The organism is Sutcliffiella cohnii, from assembly GCF_002250055.1.
GTDB lineage: Bacteria > Bacillota > Bacilli > Bacillales > Bacillaceae_I > Sutcliffiella > Sutcliffiella cohnii.
In genome coordinates this window covers 1,743,401-1,764,767 of sequence record NZ_CP018866.1, presented here as the reverse complement: position 1 = coordinate 1,764,767, position 21,367 = coordinate 1,743,401, and the positions used below count along the sequence as shown (strand labels likewise).

The window sequence follows — 21,367 nt, the reverse complement described above, 5'->3', positions numbered from 1 at the left end:
TAATATCACCTTATCCAACCTTGAGAGGTCATTCTTTTAAACAATATATCTTCAATTCTTTCAGAAGACGAGCAAAGTAAGTAAGAGATGCCTCTCTCAAAGCAAAAACTTTTCATATATTCAATCCGATTGTTCATTTTCGTTACATATGACTTTCGCGTGTAATCCGTAACAGTTACATTCACACCTTGCTTCGTTTCACTGTCTTCCAGCAAAAAATCACCCGTAAAAGTTGGCTCTAATTCCTCTTTATCTACTAAATGAAGCAATAATACTTGCTGTCGGTTTGCTTGAATTTTTTTTAACGTAAGTTCAACAGAAGAAATCGGCTCCATTAGATCCGTAATAACAATAGAAATACTACTCTTTCGTTGAATTGTTTGTGCAACTTCTTCACTAAAAAGAGCGGTTGTTTCTTTCGGTTTTATGTTTTCTACTACACGAACCATCTCATACAAATACGACTTTCCTTTTCGATATAGATAAGGAGCATCTTCACTATGAACAGGAATAATCGAAATCCGATCATCATTACATAAACCTATATAAGCGATGCTAGCGGTAAGTTGTTTTGCTAACTCCCACTTTTTAGGGAGAAGGCTCATTGATTTTGTACAATCTAAATAGATGGTTACACTCAATTCTTGTTCGTCTAAATATCTTTTAATATAGTGCTTGTTCGTTCGTGCATATATGTTCCAATCTACTTGCCTTAAGTCATCACCAGGCTGATAGACTCGATAATCGGAGAAATCATGAGAAGTACCGAATCTTGATGACTTCCTAGAACCTTTTTGCCAGCTTCTCTTCAATTTTCCGCTTTGAATCGAGTACGCTTGAAGTTGCCTTGATAATTTAGCACTTAACAAGGTAATCACCTTTTTTCCAATTTAGTCTATATGTTGCATAACGTCTTCTAAAATATCATCAACTTCTACACCGGATGCTTCACCTTCAAAGTTTAAGAAGAGGCGGTGACGAAGAACTGGAAAGGCAGTTTGTTTTATATCTCCTTTCGAAACATGAAAACGCCCTGCACAAAATGCCCTTGCTTTTGCAATCCGAATTAAACTTTGTAATCCACGTGGCCCTACACCATACCGCACATATTGTTTTACTTTATCACTTGCATGCTCATCACTTGGATGTGTTGCCATAATTAGCTTTACTGCATAATCTACTATTTCATCAGAAACTAAAATTTCTTTTACACTTTGTTGAATCGTCATAATCATTTCTTGATTCATGACTTTTTCTGGTTTTGCGCTTTCTACCCCTGTTGTACGATTAATAATTTCATAAAGATCTTGCTTGCTAGGGTATCCCATATTTATTTTTAATAGAAAGCGGTCCATTTGCGCCTCTGGTAGCGGATACGTACCTTCCATATCAATCGGATTTTGTGTAGCTAATACGAAAAAAGGAGCCGCAACTTTTCTCGTTTCACCCATTATCGTTACCGTCTTTTCCGCCATCGCCTCTAATAACGAGCTCTGCGTTTTCGGAGTAGCCCGGTTAATTTCATCTGCAAGTACCACATTGGCAAAAATAGGACCTTCATGAAACACGAATGACTGTTTACCATCATCTTGTAACTCAATCATTTTTGTTCCTGTAATATCAGACGGCATTAAGTCTGGCGTAAATTGAATCCGTGAAAAACTTAACTCCATTACATCCGAAATTGTCCGAATAAGCATCGTTTTACCGACTCCAGGCATACCCTCTAACAGCGCATGCCCTTCTGCTACCATTGCCCAAATTAATTGTTCAATTACTTCTTCTTGACCAACAATTACTTTACTTATTTCTGCCTTCACCTGTTTAATATGTGATTGCAAAAGCGCTAGTTCTTTTTCTCTTTCTTCCAAGCTAATCACTCAATTTTCCCCTTTCGGATCAATCTCACTGTAATAGTTTTTTACGATTTCTTCGAGTTTTGATGGCAACTTCATTCGCTCAAGTGATTCGCGATATGTTTTCTCGTACGTCGCATAATACTCTTCATACGACTGCACTTGTCCCCTAATGACTGGTGAATTCGGATCAACCTCATATTCCGAATTTCCTTCTCCTGTTGGGCCACCATCAATTTCTGTATTCCCTTCTCCATCCACATTGGAAGGAAACGTTAATTCCCGTGATCCAGTTCCAATTCCTGCACCTGAACCACCTTGGCCTTGGCCTTGACCCTGACCTTGTCCTTGACCTTGGCCTTGACCTTGGCCTTGACCTTGGCCTTGACCTTGACCTTGACTTTGACCTTGGCTATTTTGTTGGTTCGGATTACTGTTGGGTTGATTCATATTCGAAAGTGCTAAGGTTGATGGATTTAAGCCAGCACTTGACATCTTTCCATATTGATTAGTCGCTAACGATTGTAAACCAGCTAATAAACTTTCTAATTCTTCTAAAGAGGCTAGTTCGTCAAGTAATGCCTCTAATTCTTCTAATAGTGCAGCTAATTCCTCTTCACTTAATTGATCCATCTCTAATTTGTCTTGATCAAGCAAACTTTCTGCAAGCTGTTTTAACTGTTCCAATTGCTCGTCGTTTAAAGTTGCGAGGTTACTCATTAGTTCATTCATTTTTTTATCCAACTCATCATAATTTCCTTTTAGAGCAAGTTCCGCTAACTCATTTTTCGGATTTTTATCGGATAAATCTTTCAATGCTTCCTTCTTTTCTTCAAGCTCCTTTAAACGTTCATTTAAATCATTTTCTTTTTTCATCAATTCTTTTAGGAGCTCGTCGGATTTTTCTATTTCTTTTAACGGGTCTAGTTTCGCAACTTCTGCATCAACCTGTTCTTTTTCAAGCTTTTCTTCTACTAATTCTTTTAACTCATCCTTCGTTTCCTTCACAATTTTCTTATCTTCTTCTAACATTTTTGCTTCTGACATCGTTTCGTTAGGTAAAACAAATAATACACTCGATATTAAAATAGCAAAACAAGCGATGAACAGCCGTTTCCAATAAAGAGATGGCAGCTTCTCATTCAAAATTACGTCTTCTTTTTCACTAAGTCTGCTTACTGTTTCTTTCCGCTGAAGCTGTGCCATTAACGAATTTTGTTTACTAAATGAAAGTGCTGTAGAAAGACGGTTATCCCCCATGAATTGATCGGCGTACGATGCAGCATCATAAATAGATGGCTTTTTCCATAAATAGTAACCAATAAAAACTAGAAGTACTAGTAAACCTATAAATAACGCTTTTTGCAAAACATAGAGGGTAACAACGATACGCGCAAATAAGAAAACAGTTAAGATGGACAAACTCGCATATATCATTCCGGTTTGCACATTTCGATTAAAAAATTGCACACGTAACTTCCGCCGAACCTTTCGTAAAAGACTCGTTAGCTTCTCATTATCGTTCATGATTACCCTTTCCTTTTCGTTGGTCTCATGTTTGGTCTGAGCTTTTTAATGCTAATAAAGATTAATAGAGCCGAAAGTAAAAGATAGGAAATGAGCATTCCTATTCCTAAAGACATTGTTATACCAGTAATTGTTTCGAACTCAATTTTGAAATGTTGCTCAAAATTTAACATTAAGTAAATAAACGGGTTAAACATCGCAATAAAATACGGTGCTGGATTTGTACTTGGCGTAGTCATACCTTGTTGTGTGTACGCTATTGTAAAAAACGTGAGTACTGCTGTACCTGCTGCTAAAAAGAAAGCTACACCGTACGTACATATCATAGCGACAATTGTCTTTTTAATAATAGTTGAAAAGAATACCCCAATACTTCCCAATGTGAGCATCGTTAAAAGGTACGTACCGAACGTTATAAATAATAACGACGGTGATATTCCACCAAATAAGAAAACGATACTATAAAGTGGAAGTGATGAAAGAACAATTAGTAATAAAAACGACAACGAAGATCCTAGCTTACTTAAAATAATACTTGTCGACGTTTGCTGCGTCGTTAATAAAATATTTAATGTTTGTTTTTCTCGTTCACTACTAATAACACCAGCAGTTAAACCTGGCGTCATAAAGAAAATTAACGCAAGTTGTACGAAAGCCATAACCATAAACATGGATTTACTCTGTTCCGGTCTAAACATTCCCATCGAGCTATACCTCGTTGTCATGTAAATGAAGAAAAGGGCGATGGCTCCTAACACAACTAAATATAATAGGATGGCTAGGAAGCTTTTAATCGTTCGAAAGCGTAATTTAAATTCTTTATTTAACATCGGATTAATCATTTGGGCTTTCATTATTCCACCCCTTTCGTAATTTCTAAAAAGATATCTTCTAAATTGGATTCTTCCTGACTGAAGCTCAAAATCATAATTTCATTATTTAATGCCGTTTTTAAAAGATTGATTTGATCTTCGTCTGTCCCTTCAAATGCAAAAGAAATAACATTTTCCTTTTGTTCACTCCGTTGAATGTTCGATACAGCCGGAATATCTTCAAAAAATTGAATAGCTCGTTGAACATCACTTAGTAACAATACTTTTAACACTTTATTTGATTGTAACTGTTGCTGAATTTCTTCTACCTTTCCTGTCGCAACTAGCTTTCCACCATTAATAACACCTAGTACATCACACATTTCTGCTAACTCTGGAAGAATGTGTGATGAAATCATGATTGTTTTCCCCATATGTTTTAATTCTCGTAATATTTCTCTCATTTCAATACGCGCTCTCGGATCAAGTCCAGATGCTGGCTCATCTAAAATTAATACTTCTGGGTCATGGATTAGTGATCTTGCTAAGCAAAGTCGTTGCTTCATTCCGCGAGAAAGTAAGTCAACGTATGCATCTTTTTTATGACTTAAACTAACTAAGTCTAACAATTGCGGAATTAGTTTTTGACGTTCTTCGTAAGGAATTTGATAACTAGCACCATAAAAATCTAAATACTCCTCCACTTTAAATTGATCATACACTCCGAAGAAATCAGGCATATATCCAATATGTTTTCTAACTTTATGCGGTTCTTTCGTGACATCAAAACCGTTGACGAACGCAGTACCTGATGTTGGTGCAAGAAGTGTCGCGAGAATGGAAAACGTCGTCGATTTCCCAGCTCCGTTATGACCAACAAACCCGAAAACTGTCCCTTTTTCAATAGTAAGATTGAGGGAATCGAGTGCTGTAAAACTACCATATTTTTTTGTGAGATTTTTAATTTCGATCATTGTTCAGTTCCCCCTCGATCTCGATTGCTGGCACAGTAATTTCTGAATCAGTAGATGGATCAATTTTCACCATTATCTGTATCGAGTTATTTTCATTGATATACTCTTCTACATTCGAGTCAATTTTGACGGTATGTTCATTCGGTAAACCTTCTAACTCATTTGTTTTACTATTAAATAAAAAGTATTCAATCATTTCATTTCTCGTTCTAAGTTTCAGCTTTATTTCATTTATCGCATCTTTCTCTTTATTAATAATATCTGGCAACTGATACTGGATTGTATAGCTACCTGGACCTAAATGGATAAATTGCTCCCCGTAATCCAATCCGTTATGGTAAATCGTGCCTCTTTCACCTTCCATTACAGAAATCGTTGGAGAGAAATGTTCTTCTTTCATATTAAAGATTCCCACTTCATCTATTTTCATTTTTACAGGAATAGCGACTAAATGCATAGAAGTACTATTTTCACTCTTCCCATTAACTTTCGGTTCCAAGATAGATTGATGAACAAATCCAATCAATATTGGTTGATCAACCGAGAATACTTGATTATTATTTAGGAGCATGGAAAGCATTTGATATTTTCTCCATTCTTCTAACTCGTCTTTTTCAATATTAGTACCATAATAGGAGTTCGTCATTTTTTTGTGTATTTCAGGAAAAACACGACCACTAACAAATTGAGTAGGTGCCGTTAAGGCGTTTGCCACGTTTTTTTGCGTTAATTCCGCGTTCACTTGAAATTTTTCACCTATTCCTATGTCCCCTAATTTAGTTGCACTGCTCCCAGCTAATAAGTGTGCGTCTTTTAGCTCGTAAGGAAGTAAGTTTTCAACGGTACCGACTATTTTCTCCCCTTCAATACCGAGATCAACATTCATATCACCTAATTGAACAGATTGAACTTTTCCTAGTGCAGTACGAATAGACCAATAGTCAACATTGTTATACGTAATTTCTGTCCCTTGTACGCCAGTCTGAATGTAAGCATGACGTCTTGCTGTTTCAAAGTTATTATCATAACCATACACAATTGGGAACAAATCTACTCCTTCATGCTCAGTAGAAATTTTGTACGCTCCACCACTATTCGTTAGTATTGATACAATACCAACACCTGAAGCTGGCTGAGACGAGTCTTCATTCATTAACAATATAGTAGATTCGTTAATTTGCGTTCCGGCGATTCGATCTTTCGCACCAATTACAAAGATCATCACACTAGTCATAATCGCAATCGTCGGAATAATCCACCACGCATGTTCACGTTTATCCTTTTTGTGAAGAATAAAATATAAGATCGGTATTAAAACAATTAAATAAAGAATAAATGCCCCAATTAATAATGGAACGGAAATAATGGAGCCTGGAAACGATTCTCCAACACTTGTCAGTTCGTAAAGGTTTTCATAGAAACTAGGATGGTGGTAGCTGTTCACATTTTTACTAGAAGCTTTTTGTAAAATGGCCCTCCACCACAGATTTAAATGCTCCCAATCCTTCCAAGCATCTGATCCTAAATTACTATTTACTTGCGTAACCTTACCAAGGCCAATTGATTTATGATAAACGAGTGGAACATCGCCATCCTTTGCGATTACTTGAGAGGTTTCATCACTTACCTGACCAGTAAATGTAGAAATTCCGCTTGGTAAACTTCCATCTTCAACGAGAGTATCCAATGCAACTTCATTCGATGGTTGGAAAAGTAAAAAATCTTGTAATTCTCCTAAGTCGTTGGAAATTCCAATTTTCGTATCATAAATAACGGATCCACCACTAGCTACCCATTGTTTGATGGCAGTTTGTTGCTCAGAAGTAAGCGTGGACACAGCAAAATCATGTACAAGTAGCACATCGAACATTTCTAAACCGAACGATTGAGTAGGAATGTTATCGGCTGAAACATTTAATAACTCAATAGGTTCCGATTGATGACGAATTAGTTTGAAATAATTTACTGCATCGAAGTTATTACTTAGCACTCCAACAACTAACCGATTGTCGCCTAAATAACGAGGTTTTGCGGACGCATTACCTTTTAGCTTAATTTCTTTCCCTTTTTCTACTCCTCCTTCATAAAAACTAATAAAATTTGGAGGTGTGTTGCCATAATAGGAGAAATATTCGTTCATCCCTTTTACAGACAGCTCTACTGTTTTCGTTTCTCCAGCTCCTATTTCTACTGGCACAACGTAGCTACCTGATGCATTGTAACTCGGACTCGAGAAAACGACTAAATCTCCTTTTATATACTCACCGTTATTTTTTAGCTGGACCCTAACTGGGAATCCTTTAAACTGTTGAACTTTATTATCAACCCCATATTCCACCTTCACTTCTACGTTAGTTTCTGCATTGGTGGTCGTAGGATTTAAAAAACTAAACAGTAGTGCAATAAGCATAAAATACATAAATTTCCTCAAGTGACTTCCCCCTATATCATTATGTAACCTAAATCTTATTTCTCTTTTTTGGTAAAATAATAACTTCTATCTTCTTAGACGGTAAATGGAATGAAAAAGTTTTCCTTTTCTACATATATTTCTTTAAAAGATTACATTGCACTCTGTATCGATTCCCAATCAACAAGTTTTCTTAATAGCTCATCAACGCTCCAAAGAATAATAGAAGCTAAAGTTGAGCCGATAAACAAAATCCCCCCAAAAAAGCCCCATTCCCCAAATGGTTCCTTAAAAATAAAACCGACGATAAACACACAAACTAGACCGAAAAAAAGATGAATCCCAAACGATACTGCAAGCCTTTTCCTCTTCTGTATATTTCTCGTTAACCTTTCAGCTAAAAACGTAACAGGCATACCGTACAGTAAAATAAACGGTGTCCCATACATGAGAAATACCCCATACATTCCCCAAAAGATAGATGAGTCACCACCCCAAACTACTAAAAATAACGGGACTAGTAAGCTTGTTAAAATAAACGCAATTATCTTCCTTAATATCACCAAAATCCCTCATCCCCAAAAAAGTAAAGAGACGACAAAATCTCTCTTACTATAAATTCCATACGGCTTAAAAAAATCCTTTTTATGTAAGAAATATGTTGAACCTTGTCGATTTGGTTCCATCATAAAAGACCGACTGCTTCTGTTGTAGTCGGTCTTTTTTTCTGTAGCACAACCATTACTTAAGGGACTTTTTTAACTCGTTTAAAACATAATTTTCTCGTTTCACCCAGCTGTTCTGCTCTACTTCATTTATTATTTTGTTATTTTGTACAATCGCTTCGTTTATGGAGACCCATTTAGGTGTAAATTGCAGGGCTGCTTCATAATCATCTAGCTTTAGAGCATATTGTTCCTTATCTGTTAAATCTCGATAATGGAGTTCAGTAATTTTTGGATCATTTTCGATTCTTGTTAAGTATTTTTGAAAAGCTGTTAAGTAATTTTCGATCCTTGTTAAGTATTTTTGAAAAGTTGTTAAGTATTTTTCGACTCCTGTTAAGTATTTCTGAAAAGCTGTTAAGTAATTTTCGATTCCTGTTAAGTATTTCTGAAAAGCTGTTAAGTAATTTTCGATTCCTGTTAAGTATTTCTAAAAAGTTATGATGTTCATATTCATCCCGGCGTTTTTCTACTCCATTTCCTAACTTTTTTCCTACTAACTCTCCAACACTTCTATTCTTTCTGCTTGTACATTAATTAGTTCCTTCTCCAAGTCACTCTTTTGCTCTAAGAGGATTTTCAAAACTCTAGATACGTCTATTTTCGTTTTTTCTGTTTGGTCGTAACAGTCATTAATTTTTCCGTGTACAATCCAATCAACAATGATGCCGTCAAAGAAGTAGTCTGCAAATGTTAATAATCCACCTGTCTCGAAATTCGCATCAAAATGACTTTCAATATCTAACAACTCCTCTTGAAACTGGCGTAAACGGCTTTGAGCTTGATGTATGTAACGTTTTGCCTCATCAAACCGACTATGTTTCATTGCGGTAGAAATGATCCCTCCACCGAACATATCAAATGTGGACCAATTTTTTGCCGAATTTAATTCATTCAACGCTCTATTTAATGCCAAAACAGTGCTATTACCCGCATCTATTGCCTCTTCATATTCTTTTAAACTAGCAGTTATCGTTGCTTCTCGATCAGCAAGTGTATATAGTCTTTCGCTCCATATGGAATGTTTGTCATGAATTAAGCGCTCTTTTTCTTGAATAATTTTTTCATACTCTATATCGGCATACGCAACATCGAGGTGCTTATCCTTATATTCTTCTAACTCTCGCTCCATATCGGAAATTGTTTCTAACGCTTCAGTGTACTTTAACTTCGCAGCTAATACTTCTTGCTGCTCTTTATCTAACTTTTCAAGCTTTCTACCGATTATTGTGTAAAAAATATTTGATAAGGAGAAGCTTTCTAATCGAGTAACATCTTCCTTTTCTTTCAACAATTGCTTTTCTAATTTATTTTTCTTAGATTCTTCTGCCTGTAAGGATGCATGTAACCGTTCGATATGCTCCTCATATTTTACTTTTTTACGCATTTTTTCTTTTGATACTATTAACTTTTCATTTAAGTCTGTGAACAAATTGTTTCCCCCTTAATACTTCTATACTAATAGTACGAAATATTAAGTATAGAAGTTTCATTACGTTAAAACGAAAAAAAGAGTAACGAAGCATCGTTACTCTAGTATATCTTAGTTATTCTCCCGGCCACATTTGGTTGTTGTACGCCATGTCCCAGAACATATATTCAAATCGTGTTGTGTTTAAAAAGATTTTCTCTAATTCTAGTAGCTCAGTGTCCGATTTTCCTTCTGCTAATTCATCCATTAAATCAATACACCACGTTGCAAGCTGACCAAATTCCTCTGAGCTGTACATACGAACCCATTCACCATACAACTCATGATCCGTTGCACCAGGAATTTGACTTAACTCTTTCCCAATTTCCCAATAGCTCCACGCACAAGGCAAAAGGGCTGCTACGAGTTCCGCCAACGTCCCGTTTTGTCCTTTATGTAACATATAATGTGTATAAGCTAAAGTGATAGGAGACGGCTCCGCATTTTCTAACTCTTCAGGAGATATACCAAACTGAGCTGCATAACTACGGTGAAGATCCATTTCTTCATGTAGCGTTCCGTGCAATAGCGCTGCAAATTTCTCCATCGTTTTCACATCTGTTGCTTTTAATGCCCCAATACTGAACAATTTAGCATAGTCAATTAAATACACATAATCTTGGACCATATAAAATCTGAATTTCTCTTTATCTAGTGTCCCGTTCCCCATTTCCACCACAAATGGATGGGAATGATTTTGTCTCCAAATTGGCTCTAACTTCTCTTTTAATCTCTCAGTAAATTTCATTTGTATCCTCTCCTTTTTAAAAATAAAAAACCACTCTCTAAAAGAAAGTGGTTATAGTTGAAAGAGACATACCTGTCCTATATACTCCACTTCCCTTCGCTAGCATTACCTAGAGCAGGTTAAAGGGTTAAGACAGATTGTCTCTCTCAGCTAAAAAAGCACCCCTAGTGTTTTTACACTATTTAACTACATCTTGATGTTAACAAACATTCTGAACATTTACAAGCCGTACCACTTTCATAAACTAGTTTCTATGTGTGGCCTTTAAGAAAGTTAACAACATTAGTGAATTTTAAATACTCATAAATTATGATACTATAAAAATATGTTAACTTTGATTAAATTTCAGTTTACTTATAGAAGTGATCGGAGGTAATTATGTACAGATTGCGCGGACATCATTTATTTTGCCTACTTGGCTATCGAGGGATGGGGTATTCAAAAGAGTATGTGGAGAATATGACGAAATTGCATCAAACGCTTCGAAACGATCCTGAAACATGGATTCAAATCGTAAAAGGACCAGATCAATTGTGTGAAAAATATCCTAACACCGGTGAATATCATTGTAAAGACAAAACCATATATGAGCGGGATGCCGCTATTTTAGAAAAGATGGATTTAAAAATTGGGCAAATGCTAAAATGGAAAGACATTGAATTTCGAATTCGTCAGCATGTAGTGCCAACTGATATACAAACCGTTTGTGAGTCTTGTTCATGGAGAACATATGGTGTGTGTGAGGAAGGTGTACAGGAAATGTTGGATGGGAAAGGATTGAGAAAAGTAGAGTAATTGGAAAACAGTTCTTACTCTCTTAGCAAGAACTGTTCCCCCCCTTCCTATACTACTCATTGATTAATTGTGGATATACTTTTACAAAATACTCTTCTAATAGCTGTTCTAGTTTACCATCTTGAGAGTAATATTCTCGATCAGCTATTTCAATGACCTGATAAAAACTGTCCTCGACCATTTCCCCTGCTTCTAGAGCTTTAAAAAACTGCCACATCTCGTAGCCATACTTTTTCATAATAACTGCACATTCATTGGCACCTATTTTTACTAAAACGTAAATTAAATCGTTTAAATAATCGGATACACCTACTTCTTCAATATCCCCCTGCATCCAATTGAAGAAACTTTCATGCCCTCCGCTTTCTAGCTCTGAATAGTACTGAAAGACGATAAATAATTCGTTGAGCATTTTACTTTCTGTTGGATAATCATTACTACTTATTATTTGTATTACTGCATTCCATATGTCGTCTTTACTCATCTTTTCTAGTTTTGTCATTGTCCTATCTTCTTTCTTTAGTTAGTTTACTTTTTTATTTTTCGACAAAATGTTTGAAAAACCTCTATATCACTTGTGATTTTTTGATAAATATTTAAAGCTTGTTTGCAATTAAAATAAACGAGCTTGTCCAAGTTCCATATTCACGCTGACTTTACATAGTTTTATGCTTAAAAAATCGGAGGGTATGCACCACTTTGACCAAGCATATGCATCACTTCCCGTTTCCTATGCACCAACACTACCTTTATGCTGACTTTTCGGTAGCTTATGCACCACAACCGGTGAGGGTATGCACTACTTTGACCTAACCTATGCACCACTTCCCGTTTCCTACGCACCAGCACTACCTTTATGCTGACTTTTCGGTAGCTTATGCACCACAACCGGTGAGGATATGCACTACTTTGACCTAACCTATGCATCACTTCCCGTTTCCTATGCACCAGCACTACCTTTATGCTGACTTTTCGGTAGCTTATGCACCACAACCGGTGAGGGTATGCACCACTTCTCGTTTCCTATGTACAATTACTCTTATGCCATAAAAGAAGGTCCCCGAAGTCAGTTTTAACTGATTTGGGGACCGCCACTATTCATTAATTTGTTGTTGAACTTGTTGAATTTTCTGTTGAGCTTTTTCAAGTTCTTTTTGAGCAAAGTGACACGCCTCTGCTTCTGGACTATTAGAGCTAACTTGCTTTAAATGATGATGCGCTTGATGGATTATGTCTTGTGCTTCTTGTAGAGTGCTTTTAAAATTCATACGGTTCATCCCTTCAGGTCATTATTCCCATTTAACTTGTGCAAATCTATGCCGGAATACACTTATGATACGAATATATTTTTTAATTAAAAGACTCTGCCATTTTAACGAGCTGCTTTTTACTAAGTTCTGATGGAGTAACTTTTGAGAAATATGTGATTTCGTAATAGAGATCTCCATCCTGCCATGAAAGGATTCTTTTCATTGTGTCTTTCGGAATAAACACTGCTTCTATGTTATTGTGTATGACAACTTTCCTTTGCTTTATTTCATTAGAATATGTAATGGGGATGTTTGTAATTCGATACTCAATTACATTCTTATCTTTTATTTAAAAGTCTCACTCTTAGTTGATGATCGGTTGCCCCAGATTCTAGCATGCTCATTTCTTCAAATGGAACTTTAGTAGGAATTTTTACATCTAAGGGAAAGTTAGAACGTTCGATTTTTTTCATAACTTCTGATGTATTATAATCATACATCTTGCTTCTCATGACCGACCAATTAACTGCTAGAGAAAGAAATGCAAACATAAAAAGAAATATTACAATGAATTCTTTCCTATTCATTCTATCACCAACCTATTAGACTAATAATAAGTTTGACGCTGAAAAAATTAAAAATGTTTCATTAATAAAAAAAGCAGAGGACATTTACTGTCTCTGCCAATCTCATCCTTACATATACTTCCCAACGAACTTCCATATTGTGTTCCAGTACGTTTCTGGATCTACTTTTTCCGCCTCTCCGTGACCAGCCCCAGGAATGACAAGCTTTTCTTTATCCACGGTTGTTGCTTCATATACTTCTTCTAACATTTCATACGGAACAAATGTATCGGCATCACCATGTATGAAAAGCATCGGTGTTACATTTTTAGCAACTTGGTCAACTGCTGACGCTTCGTATAAATCGTAGCCGGCACGTAATTTAGTTACTGTGTTAGCCGCATTCATTACTGGAAAGGGTGGTAAACCGAACAAATCATCTAACTGATACGTAAACACATCACTAACTGATGTGTAACCACAATCTTCAATAATAACTCTTACATTAGAAGGTAGTTCCTCACCTGATGCCATCATTACTGTTGCGCCACCCATAGAAATACCGAACAAGACAATCTCAGCTTCTGGATCCAATGCAATTATTTCATCAATCCATTGCAACATGTCTAGTCGATCATGCCAACCCATTCCGATGTAGTTACCTTCACTATTACCGTGTCCACGAAGATCAGGTGCTAGTACGTTAAACCCTTCTTCATAAAAATTGCGAACCCACCTTGTCATACCTGCCGCGCTGCTCGTATATCCGTGAGCCACAATTGCCCACTTAGAGTTTGAATCACCGTTTTTATACATATCAGCATGTAGTTTTAATTGAAGCTTATCATTTGAAACGATGGACATGGCAGTCGGCGGGTACTCGAGTTTAAACTGATTATCAGCGACCCGTGCCTCTTCCGCTACGTCCGCCATCGCCATTAGAGCTTCGCTATCTTCCAAATGTGGATTCTCATCTAAATATTCTTTTTCATCATTTGCATTCAGTGCAAAATTATAAAAATAATTACCAATTAAGCCGTAAGCAACCATTAATAAAATGACGCAAACAGATAAAATAATGACAAGTTTCTTTTTCATTTTTCTCTCCCCAATTACTCTCTTAATCTACGAAACGTAAAACTATTTATTTTTATTGTGATTTTATCTTATCATAGCGTAACTAATTTATAATCTATAAATAATAGAATAATCCGAATTAAACTCAAAAACGTTGGTTCATGACAGACCAACGCTAATGTCTAATTCTCCTCGCAAATTTAAACACTAGATAAAGTACATATAAGGAGAGAAAATAAATAACCGCTGAGTAAACAACACTCCAATTTCTATAATGTAATACGTTAATGTAAACTGAAAATAATTCAAGTAAAACAAATATAATAGTCCAAACTGAAATATATAAAAACTTTCGAAATTGATTACTAAATAGAGGAAAATAGTTAAAAGCTATATATAATACAATCGCCTCTCCTGCAACGATGAACAAATATTTCCATTCCACTAGCATTTCATCAAAATACCAGTATAAATTGTATTTGTTATCAAGGTACATATCTGTTAACAAATTCAATATGATGGCAAATTGTAATGTAATAATAAGTTCTTGTATAGGTTTTTTTCTAGGTATGAATATAGCTATAACTAGAAATACAATGACCATTATAAGATAGAGAACGAACAACAAGAACACCTCATTTTTGTAAAACAATATGTATTATTATTACTACCTTTACTCATTTGATTCGTTTAGTTTTATATATCATCCACTTTGTCTAATAATCCCATAAAAAATGCCCGAAAAGAAAAATCCCAAGCATATCATATATGCTGACTTTTCCAATCGAGCCTTTGTTCACTTTTTTAAAAAGTTTGAGTGGTTCTACGCACGCTCAAATAACCGTTAGGACTTCCAGTTTTCCACCTTTTCATCCATCTCCTTCATTAATTTATTTATATGAACAGATGAATAATTAAATATTTTACTATGGATACGATTAGGGAACAATTTTTTAATATCTTTCTCATAATAGGAGCCGTCACCAGGCATTGTGTAACTTAAGATTTCTAAGCCTCTTTCACTATCATTAACATGTAGAACGAGCGGAACCGACATAGATGTACCGGACTCTATTACTTTATCCTCTATGTAGTATTCAGAAATTAACGCCCAAACGTATATTTCTCCTAGTTTTTCATTCGAAGCTAGCACTTCGTAGGCAGTAAAAATTTCTCCTCCAAAGTTCGGTTCTATTACTTCCTGCTTTAAGTATTTTTCTATTGTTCCTTCTTCTTCTTTCGTAAGGCTAATCTCTCCAGCTTTTACGATTGTTTGGAAACCTACTAGTACGAGCACCACAACTATTAATAACAAAAACCATTTTCTCCCCATACATCATCCTCCAATAAATAAATTTAAAATATCAGACGATACAAAGAACAAAATGGTTTCAAAATTAATTTATTATAAACAAAACTAATGCAATCGTTAAACCGATATTAATACTTACATCTTTTACAACGTTTCGTTTTTCTCTTCTCTTTTCCAATATAGCTAGTATTTTTCCTCCAATTATTAATACAATCGGCACAGAAATGAACGTTTTGCTAACAAATGCATTTACGGAGTAGTCTCCCATTAATGGGATGAATATTAAAAGAACAGTAATTAATAAAGCTAATATGTAAAAACCATATCTTACATTGTAAAATTTCATACATTATTTCTCCTTAAGCCTATTTTCATTTTTTTAATTATAATAGCTTTTTTCCTAAGTAAAGGTCCCACCAAACAATGACTCTATATAAAGTTTTGTTTACTATCTTCAAAACTAAATAAAATCTCTTGGCAAATCTCCATAAATTTTTTACTATTTTCAAAATGAAGATCATGTCCTTCTTTTTCAAAATAGATTAATTTTTTCGCTGGGCTTTTAATTAGCTCATAGTACTCCTCTACTATTGTAGTTGGCGTTATATAATCGTACTTCCCTGCTAGAAAATACACCGGAATAGCGACTGATGTTACCTGCTCTTTAAAATTTATCGTCAACATCTCGTCCCTTAGACTTTTTACTAAATAGTTTGTACCTCTGAACCACTTAAACGTATCTGTTAATCTATAATGCTTAGACTCTATCATTTCTTTTAAATAATCATTCCATAGGCTCGTTTTTTGTTGATACTTATAGCCGCCATACTTATCTAGAATATTTCTAAATAGAGCAGTTTTGTATAGAGTTGGATACGGAGGTGGTCCTATTTTTTCTAATTTTTTTCGATTAGAAATGTCATTATTCAACTTAGATTGTTTTAAGGCGTAATCATAACCTATTATTTCGCCTTCTAATAAGTTAATAACTTGACCAATTCCTATATAACATTGAAATAAATGCGGATATTTTTGTACCGCTAACAAGCCAATGATGCTCCCCCACGAATGACCGACTAAAAGGATCTTATTCTTGTTAAAGCGTTTCATTAGCATTTCAGCTAAAACTTTTGTATCCTCCAAATATTGATTAATCGTTAATGGTTCTTTAGTAATTTTACTATTGTAACTCTTCCCTGAACCTCTTTGGTCCCAATCAACAACAATGAAACTTTCCTCTAAATCTTTAAAATAATTATCTACACAATAAATTTGAGCGGCTCCTGGACCACCATGTAGAAAAAGAAGAATTGGGTTATTTTCATTTTTACTTCTTATATAAATCCATTGCTTATCTCCGTTAATACTTACAGTTTCTAAAGAGTTGATTCAAAACACCTCCTGCATCAATATAAGTCACTATCTCTAAATACCGAATAATTAGTCAAAATAGACAGGCTCTTGAGGATTATGTAGATGTTTAAAAGCTAGTTGAATTTGGGATTTTGTATTTCTTGCTACAGATAATTTGGGTAGTTCGTTTTCATCGAAAAAGCCAACTTCACTAGTTTCCAGCCCTGATTGTGCATGGCCCCCGATAATTTCACATTGAATAAACATTTTATAAACATGATATGGTGACGGAGGATGCGGATGGCACTTTTTATCCATTACCGCTATCAATTTTTTAGCTTTTACTTCATATCCAGATTCTTCTTTTACTTCTTTTACAGCCACTTCACTCGGTGTTAGGCCGATATCCCCCCAACCGCCTGGTAAAGACCATTCCCCATCATTTTCCCTAACTAATAAAATTTTATTTTCCTTAAAAACTACTGATCTTATATCTACTTTTGGAGTAGCATAACCAGTTTCGTTTGCAAATAATTTTTTTATTATTGAATTGTCTATATCTGTATGTTGAGACATTATTTCTACACTAATATCTCTTATCTGCTCAAACCGCTCCATATCATAAACATCTTTTGAATACGTTAATCCCGCCTGGGCAATCGATTGAAGCTGTTTTGCCCATTCTAACCATTTAGGTTCCATTTTGTTTCACCGCCAAAATATGGATTTTCTTAATATTAATTTAATTATAACCAATATCATTAATTAAACCACCCCGGACTATCACTATCTTTAAGATACATGTAACAAACCATTAATTCATAGTAGACAAATCGGAATAATATGTATATCATAATATTATATTTACTTATCAAGAGAGGTAGAGGGACTGGCCCGATGATACCTCAGCAACAGGTTCCTTTTGAACACTGTGCTAAATCCTACAAGTTTTTCACTTGGAAGATAAGTTGGTTTTCATTACATTTCTTAAAATCTTCTTATCTTTTATTAGTCTTCAAAACATGGATATTTTAAGGAGAGGATTTTATGAGTTTACTTAACGAAGTTGTAGAAGTAAGAAAAATGGAGATCATTTCAAAATTACTAGAACATCATCAATTTTATAAAAAAGAAGATGCATTACTTGATTTGACGCTTTCAGAGTTGGAATATGAATATTACAAAGTCCAGTCCAACGTACATCCACATACTGGGTTTAGCTCCATCCGGTTAAAGAAGTTTTCATAAAACTCTATTACGATTAAAAAAGGACTCTGTATTTGAGTCCTTTTACAATTGTGCTTGTTGACAAATTATTCTTGTTCATATGAAATTATAATTTATGCAGTAGTTTCCCTTTTGCTACCTAAAAACTTCATGCAAATCGTTGTGGCAATACATACAATACCAGTTAACATACTAAAGTAAAAAAAGACGTTCCCACCTATTGTTGATGAATTAGAAACTAAATAACTTAGAAAAAATAAGGATGCAGCTACAAAACTTAAAAAATATATAAAGTGTTTAGTATTAAGGACTTGGAAACTAACAAGAATTAATAGATACAAAAAACTGATTAACATTACTAATGGAAATGTCGGATGGAATTTCGCCGCATAAACAAAATAATCTAGCTGTGATATTTGGTTTCCATTCTGAATTTCTCCATTAAGCTGAGTAAACGGAGTGGAATATTCCCATTCCCACGGATGATCGATTATCGCGCTACCTTCGTACCAAGAAACAAAAGTAGAAAACAATAGGATCATCATTGCTACTCCGAGTTGAAAGAAAAACTTAAACAAGACAGTTCACTACCTTTCTCATAAACATCCAATTTAACCAGGAAAATATTCCATCGGCTCTGTACAATGTTTGTAACCATTTTTCTTATAATAATTAATAGCTTCGTCACTTGGCCATACGATGACGAATTCGTAATTATTTTCTTCTATCCATTTATTTATGTAACTTAGAAGTTCACTACCAACACCCTTCCCTCTATATGCTGGAACAGTGTATACGTTTGTCATGTAGGCGAACGGATAAGTTACCCTACCAGGTCGCGGAACCTTTTGGATTAATTCGATGTAAATATGAGATACAACTTTTTCATCTTCTTCGACTACCCAAATGAACCATTGATTGCCGTTTATAGCACCTTCTAAAAAAGAGTGGCATTCTTTTTCAAAGTCTTCAAATGATGCGTTTCGTTTACTTTCATCATGCTCAATCGTAAAATCCCATCTCATTTGTATTAATTGCTTAATATCTTTTGTTTGTGCAAGTCTAATTTTCATCTTTCCATTCTCCCCCTTGCTTAACAGCAAACCCTTTTCGAGTAGGGTCTGCTAGCCATAAATATTAACTAGTTCCTTTGTGCATTTCCCATTTTGCACATGGACCAATCAAAGCTTGTTGTTTGAATCTTTTCACATAAATCCCAAAGGCTATCAACTATTCTTACTTCTACTTTTCGATGGATTAATTCCATCAATAAATCATTCACTACAAATCTATTGATAGGAACTTGAGTTTTTTCACTTACATAATAGCCCGCACACCTGTCGAGTAGATAAAAATCAGTACTGTTAAATTCATATAAGTATAATGTAGTATCTCTCATAGTAGAAAACCACTTATGCTCAATGGCAACAACGTGGTTTGTAGTTTTAGAAGACATATAGCGGTTTTTATCGTCCTCTGTGGTACGCTCGTTACAATGATATGTAACTCTCGGACAATTTCTAGGTGTTAAGAAGTTAGGTAAACATTTTTCATTAATTGCCCAAACTAACCCTTTACTTTGATCCATATCTTGTCTAGTAGGTATTCGAGGTACGAACTTTGAAATGTCAGGTTGTTCGCTTACGTGAAAAAGTCGCATAATTCCTCCTTTGGCTCTCAATTAATAGTATCAAATTGAAATTTCGCCCAGTATCCAGCCTTTTAGAAACTCTTCTAACGACGGGGAGATTATTTTCACACGACCATCCTCGTGATTCCAGCAATATATGCATTCATTTTGCTGCATTCCGTCTACAAAAGAATAGCCAAATAAATCTCCGTTCCCTGCATCTGAAATAAATAAAAAGTTATCCATATTATTATGTAAGTTTCTAGCAAACAGGTTTTCACGTATCATTTGTTCGGTTGACCAAATGTATGAAATCCCATAATGACCAAATACACCATTTGTCTCTTTGTATAGTTCCAATATTTTTGCTGGGATTTTTACATGTAAGTTATCTTCAACTGATTGTAGTTCAAATTTTGTTACAGGATTTTGAAACTGACACTCTACTGAAATATTGCTTAAGTAGTCCTTCCACATCTAATAACCACCTACAATATTATTAAGAACGCAATTTAACACTATAATGCCTTATCGATTTCGGTATACCTTTCAACTCAAATACCCCATGATAAATTAAATACCGGATTCTATATTCTAAAAAGTGCGAATTAACAGGTACATTCGAATGCTCGATCAAATTACCGATAACCTGCCCAACTTTTATAAAGTCTCTTTTTTCTTGTTCTTTATGTAACCTTGCCAAAGTCCCGATAATTTGTTTGTCATAGTTGTCACTCGGTAAGCCAACTACTTTACCGTTGTCCCAAGCACGAAGCACTTCTTTCGTTTGAGATAAAGCCTCCCATTCTTTTAAAAGCTTTAATCTGAATTTTTGTGATAATGGTGGATTTTTCTTACTTTGTTCAAAAAGCAGTCTTAATATTTCAGGTTCGATCTGACCTGTATGAAGTAAAGGCTCTTTGGCATTAATATATTTTCTATAAAGTTCTGTAGAATTCATTAGAAAAATGTCATTATCTTTATTTCTTAACGCATATAGGATAAAACGAAGTCCTATTTGTTCATCAGCATTTTCTCCATACCAAAGATTGATCGGCACATCACTAGGTATATCCACTATTTGATGAATAGTAATATTTAGTTTATTACGATAATCGAAATCATCAAGCTCATAATTGATGTTATCAAATAGCCATTCTTCTCGGAGAGTTTGTCCTTTTTCTTCATGGAAATTCCACAACGGTCCAATGGATAAGAAATCTGGAAAACCAATAACAGTTTTAGGATTGTCTAGACCTACTCTTAATGAACCCGCTACATATTCTGGGGAAACGATGTGAACACTTGTCATGTCTGAAAGGTTAATTGAACGACGGTGTATTTGGATACAGTTATTTATTATATCTACCATTCTATTTAAGTCATCTTGTGAAATAAAGCACCCCTCACCTTTGAGTTGTTTCTTATTGTCAGGGTTAAAAAACTCAAATTCTTCTCCATCATTTAATTCATACGTTTCCCACTCGTTATACGTACTCAAATCCAAAAAAGTTACATATTTATCACATATTATTTTATAACAAAGTACTCGATTCGGTTCGATTAAAAAATAGACAAATGGAAATACAACTTTGAAATTTATAATCATCAACTCCTCTTTATTAGTATCAATC

General features: G+C 34.9%; 26 protein-coding genes and 2 riboswitches. Of the genes, 2 read left to right on the top strand and 24 right to left on the bottom strand.

All coding sequences use genetic code 11. The features are described from left to right. Positions 1-5 precede the first annotated feature (5 nt). The 9 genes from BC6307_RS08690 to tenA all read right to left on the bottom strand — a co-directional run bounded on the left by BC6307_RS08690 (position 6) and on the right by tenA (position 10,523). A complete protein-coding gene (locus BC6307_RS08690; protein WP_066411779.1) occupies positions 6-869 on the bottom strand; it encodes a DUF58 domain-containing protein in 864 nt (287 codons plus the stop codon). 21 nt (positions 870-890) lie between these two features. Next, the gene (locus tag BC6307_RS08685) at positions 891-1,880 is read right to left on the bottom strand and encodes an AAA family ATPase (RefSeq protein WP_066411780.1); all 990 of its coding nucleotides are present in this window, start codon (positions 1,878-1,880) and stop codon (positions 891-893) included. Then, entirely contained in the window at positions 1,881-3,383 is a 1,503-nt protein-coding gene (locus BC6307_RS08680) for a DUF8809 domain-containing protein (protein ID WP_066411782.1), read from the bottom strand. It abuts the gene before it with no gap. 2 nt (positions 3,384-3,385) lie between these two features. Next, entirely contained in the window at positions 3,386-4,237 is an 852-nt protein-coding gene (locus BC6307_RS08675; RefSeq protein WP_066411784.1) for an ABC transporter permease, read from the bottom strand. After that, positions 4,237-5,169 (bottom strand): ABC transporter ATP-binding protein, encoded by a 933-nt coding sequence (locus BC6307_RS08670; RefSeq protein WP_066411786.1) that lies wholly within the window; start codon positions 5,167-5,169, stop codon positions 4,237-4,239. The genes BC6307_RS08675 and BC6307_RS08670 overlap by 1 nt, the downstream gene beginning before the upstream one ends. Then, the gene (locus BC6307_RS08665) at positions 5,156-7,600 is read right to left on the bottom strand and encodes a DUF8725 domain-containing protein (protein ID WP_066411787.1); all 2,445 of its coding nucleotides are present in this window, start codon (positions 7,598-7,600) and stop codon (positions 5,156-5,158) included. The genes BC6307_RS08670 and BC6307_RS08665 overlap by 14 nt, the downstream gene beginning before the upstream one ends. Before the next feature lie 131 nt (positions 7,601-7,731). Next, positions 7,732-8,142 carry a hypothetical protein gene (locus BC6307_RS08660; protein ID WP_157076579.1) on the bottom strand — a complete coding sequence of 137 codons (411 nt, stop codon included), beginning with the start codon at positions 8,140-8,142 and terminating at the stop codon, positions 7,732-7,734. Positions 8,143-8,800: 658 nt separating this feature from the next. Then, entirely contained in the window at positions 8,801-9,736 is a 936-nt protein-coding gene (locus BC6307_RS08655) for a hypothetical protein (protein WP_066411791.1), read from the bottom strand. A gap of 115 nt (positions 9,737-9,851) precedes the next feature. After that, the gene (gene tenA, locus BC6307_RS08650) at positions 9,852-10,523 is read right to left on the bottom strand and encodes a thiaminase II (protein ID WP_066411793.1); all 672 of its coding nucleotides are present in this window, start codon (positions 10,521-10,523) and stop codon (positions 9,852-9,854) included. Between the two features lie 74 nt (positions 10,524-10,597). Beyond that, positions 10,598-10,699, bottom strand: a riboswitch (TPP riboswitch). Positions 10,700-10,901: 202 nt separating this feature from the next. On the opposite strand from tenA, the gene BC6307_RS08645 reads away from it, so the two are divergent. Then, positions 10,902-11,318 carry a DUF1284 domain-containing protein gene (locus BC6307_RS08645; RefSeq protein ID WP_066411797.1) on the top strand — a complete coding sequence of 139 codons (417 nt, stop codon included), beginning with the start codon at positions 10,902-10,904 and terminating at the stop codon, positions 11,316-11,318. Between the two features lie 52 nt (positions 11,319-11,370). Here BC6307_RS08645 and BC6307_RS08640 read toward each other — a convergent pair whose 3' ends face one another. The 10 genes from BC6307_RS08640 to BC6307_RS08600 form a co-directional block, all read right to left on the bottom strand. After that, positions 11,371-11,820 carry a DMP19 family protein gene (locus tag BC6307_RS08640; RefSeq protein ID WP_066411800.1) on the bottom strand — a complete coding sequence of 150 codons (450 nt, stop codon included), beginning with the start codon at positions 11,818-11,820 and terminating at the stop codon, positions 11,371-11,373. Between the two features lie 592 nt (positions 11,821-12,412). Continuing rightward, on the bottom strand, positions 12,413-12,586 hold the full coding sequence (locus BC6307_RS25020) for a hypothetical protein (RefSeq protein ID WP_169714876.1): 174 nt from the start codon (positions 12,584-12,586) through the stop codon (positions 12,413-12,415). 82 nt (positions 12,587-12,668) lie between these two features. Further along, positions 12,669-12,887, bottom strand: a complete 219-nt coding sequence (locus BC6307_RS25715) for a DUF4367 domain-containing protein (RefSeq protein ID WP_483409757.1) — start codon at positions 12,885-12,887, stop codon at positions 12,669-12,671. A gap of 19 nt (positions 12,888-12,906) precedes the next feature. Continuing rightward, entirely contained in the window at positions 12,907-13,155 is a 249-nt protein-coding gene (locus tag BC6307_RS08630) for a hypothetical protein (protein ID WP_066411802.1), read from the bottom strand. 108 nt (positions 13,156-13,263) lie between these two features. Next, positions 13,264-14,232, bottom strand: coding sequence for an alpha/beta hydrolase (locus BC6307_RS08625; RefSeq protein WP_084380157.1), 969 nt, complete (start codon positions 14,230-14,232; stop codon positions 13,264-13,266). A 154-nt stretch (positions 14,233-14,386) separates the two neighbouring features. Beyond that, positions 14,387-14,836: a hypothetical protein gene (locus BC6307_RS08620; RefSeq protein ID WP_066411803.1), complete on the bottom strand. Its 450-nt coding sequence runs from the start codon at positions 14,834-14,836 to the stop codon at positions 14,387-14,389. 219 nt (positions 14,837-15,055) lie between these two features. Then, positions 15,056-15,544 carry a hypothetical protein gene (locus tag BC6307_RS08615; protein WP_066411805.1) on the bottom strand — a complete coding sequence of 163 codons (489 nt, stop codon included), beginning with the start codon at positions 15,542-15,544 and terminating at the stop codon, positions 15,056-15,058. Between the two features lie 64 nt (positions 15,545-15,608). After that, a complete protein-coding gene (locus BC6307_RS08610; protein WP_066411807.1) occupies positions 15,609-15,869 on the bottom strand; it encodes a hypothetical protein in 261 nt (86 codons plus the stop codon). Positions 15,870-15,952: 83 nt separating this feature from the next. Further along, a complete protein-coding gene (locus BC6307_RS08605) occupies positions 15,953-16,834 on the bottom strand; it encodes an alpha/beta fold hydrolase (protein ID WP_268874253.1) in 882 nt (293 codons plus the stop codon). 129 nt (positions 16,835-16,963) lie between these two features. Next, on the bottom strand, positions 16,964-17,578 hold the full coding sequence (locus BC6307_RS08600; protein WP_066411809.1) for an NUDIX hydrolase: 615 nt from the start codon (positions 17,576-17,578) through the stop codon (positions 16,964-16,966). A 163-nt stretch (positions 17,579-17,741) separates the two neighbouring features. Next, a riboswitch (SAM riboswitch) is annotated at positions 17,742-17,846 on the top strand. Between the two features lie 77 nt (positions 17,847-17,923). Here BC6307_RS08600 and BC6307_RS08595 point away from each other — a divergent pair. After that, positions 17,924-18,124 (top strand): hypothetical protein, encoded by a 201-nt coding sequence (locus BC6307_RS08595; RefSeq protein ID WP_066411810.1) that lies wholly within the window; start codon positions 17,924-17,926, stop codon positions 18,122-18,124. Positions 18,125-18,216: 92 nt separating this feature from the next. On the opposite strand, the gene BC6307_RS08590 is transcribed toward BC6307_RS08595, so the two are convergent. The 5 genes from BC6307_RS08590 to BC6307_RS08570 form a co-directional block, all read right to left on the bottom strand. After that, complete coding sequence (locus BC6307_RS08590) at positions 18,217-18,681, bottom strand: YjdJ family protein (RefSeq protein ID WP_084380161.1); 465 nt, start codon at positions 18,679-18,681, stop codon at positions 18,217-18,219. Between the two features lie 33 nt (positions 18,682-18,714). After that, a complete protein-coding gene (locus tag BC6307_RS08585; protein ID WP_066411811.1) occupies positions 18,715-19,176 on the bottom strand; it encodes a GNAT family N-acetyltransferase in 462 nt (153 codons plus the stop codon). A gap of 68 nt (positions 19,177-19,244) precedes the next feature. Then, the gene (locus tag BC6307_RS08580) at positions 19,245-19,763 is read right to left on the bottom strand and encodes a DUF6886 family protein (protein ID WP_066411813.1); all 519 of its coding nucleotides are present in this window, start codon (positions 19,761-19,763) and stop codon (positions 19,245-19,247) included. A gap of 30 nt (positions 19,764-19,793) precedes the next feature. After that, a complete protein-coding gene (locus tag BC6307_RS08575; protein WP_066411815.1) occupies positions 19,794-20,210 on the bottom strand; it encodes an SMI1/KNR4 family protein in 417 nt (138 codons plus the stop codon). A 22-nt stretch (positions 20,211-20,232) separates the two neighbouring features. Continuing rightward, entirely contained in the window at positions 20,233-21,342 is a 1,110-nt protein-coding gene (locus tag BC6307_RS08570; RefSeq protein ID WP_066411821.1) for a DUF1835 domain-containing protein, read from the bottom strand. Positions 21,343-21,367: the final 25 nt, after the last annotated feature.

What these genes read in the sequence shown, in the direction of transcription:
- BC6307_RS08680 (WP_066411782.1), bottom strand. Translation starts at nt 3,383, where the DNA reads ATGAACGATAATGAGAAGCTAACGAGTCTTTTACGAAAGGTTCGGCGG.
- BC6307_RS08675 (WP_066411784.1), bottom strand. Translation starts at nt 4,237, where the DNA reads ATGAAAGCCCAAATGATTAATCCGATGTTAAATAAAGAATTTAAATTA.
- BC6307_RS08670 (WP_066411786.1), bottom strand. Translation starts at nt 5,169, where the DNA reads ATGATCGAAATTAAAAATCTCACAAAAAAATATGGTAGTTTTACAGCA.
- tenA (WP_066411793.1), bottom strand. Translation starts at nt 10,523, where the DNA reads ATGAAATTTACTGAGAGATTAAAAGAGAAGTTAGAGCCAATTTGGAGA.
- BC6307_RS08645 (WP_066411797.1), top strand. Translation starts at nt 10,902, where the DNA reads ATGTACAGATTGCGCGGACATCATTTATTTTGCCTACTTGGCTATCGA.
- BC6307_RS08640 (WP_066411800.1), bottom strand. Translation starts at nt 11,820, where the DNA reads ATGACAAAACTAGAAAAGATGAGTAAAGACGACATATGGAATGCAGTA.
- BC6307_RS25020 (WP_169714876.1), bottom strand. Translation starts at nt 12,586, where the DNA reads ATGAATTTTAAAAGCACTCTACAAGAAGCACAAGACATAATCCATCAA.
- BC6307_RS08630 (WP_066411802.1), bottom strand. Translation starts at nt 13,155, where the DNA reads ATGAATAGGAAAGAATTCATTGTAATATTTCTTTTTATGTTTGCATTT.
- BC6307_RS08625 (WP_084380157.1), bottom strand. Translation starts at nt 14,232, where the DNA reads ATGAAAAAGAAACTTGTCATTATTTTATCTGTTTGCGTCATTTTATTA.
- BC6307_RS08615 (WP_066411805.1), bottom strand. Translation starts at nt 15,544, where the DNA reads ATGGGGAGAAAATGGTTTTTGTTATTAATAGTTGTGGTGCTCGTACTA.
- BC6307_RS08610 (WP_066411807.1), bottom strand. Translation starts at nt 15,869, where the DNA reads ATGAAATTTTACAATGTAAGATATGGTTTTTACATATTAGCTTTATTA.
- BC6307_RS08600 (WP_066411809.1), bottom strand. Translation starts at nt 17,578, where the DNA reads ATGGAACCTAAATGGTTAGAATGGGCAAAACAGCTTCAATCGATTGCC.
- BC6307_RS08595 (WP_066411810.1), top strand. Translation starts at nt 17,924, where the DNA reads ATGAGTTTACTTAACGAAGTTGTAGAAGTAAGAAAAATGGAGATCATT.
- BC6307_RS08585 (WP_066411811.1), bottom strand. Translation starts at nt 19,176, where the DNA reads ATGAAAATTAGACTTGCACAAACAAAAGATATTAAGCAATTAATACAA.
- BC6307_RS08580 (WP_066411813.1), bottom strand. Translation starts at nt 19,763, where the DNA reads ATGCGACTTTTTCACGTAAGCGAACAACCTGACATTTCAAAGTTCGTA.
- BC6307_RS08575 (WP_066411815.1), bottom strand. Translation starts at nt 20,210, where the DNA reads ATGTGGAAGGACTACTTAAGCAATATTTCAGTAGAGTGTCAGTTTCAA.
- BC6307_RS08570 (WP_066411821.1), bottom strand. Translation starts at nt 21,342, where the DNA reads ATGATTATAAATTTCAAAGTTGTATTTCCATTTGTCTATTTTTTAATC.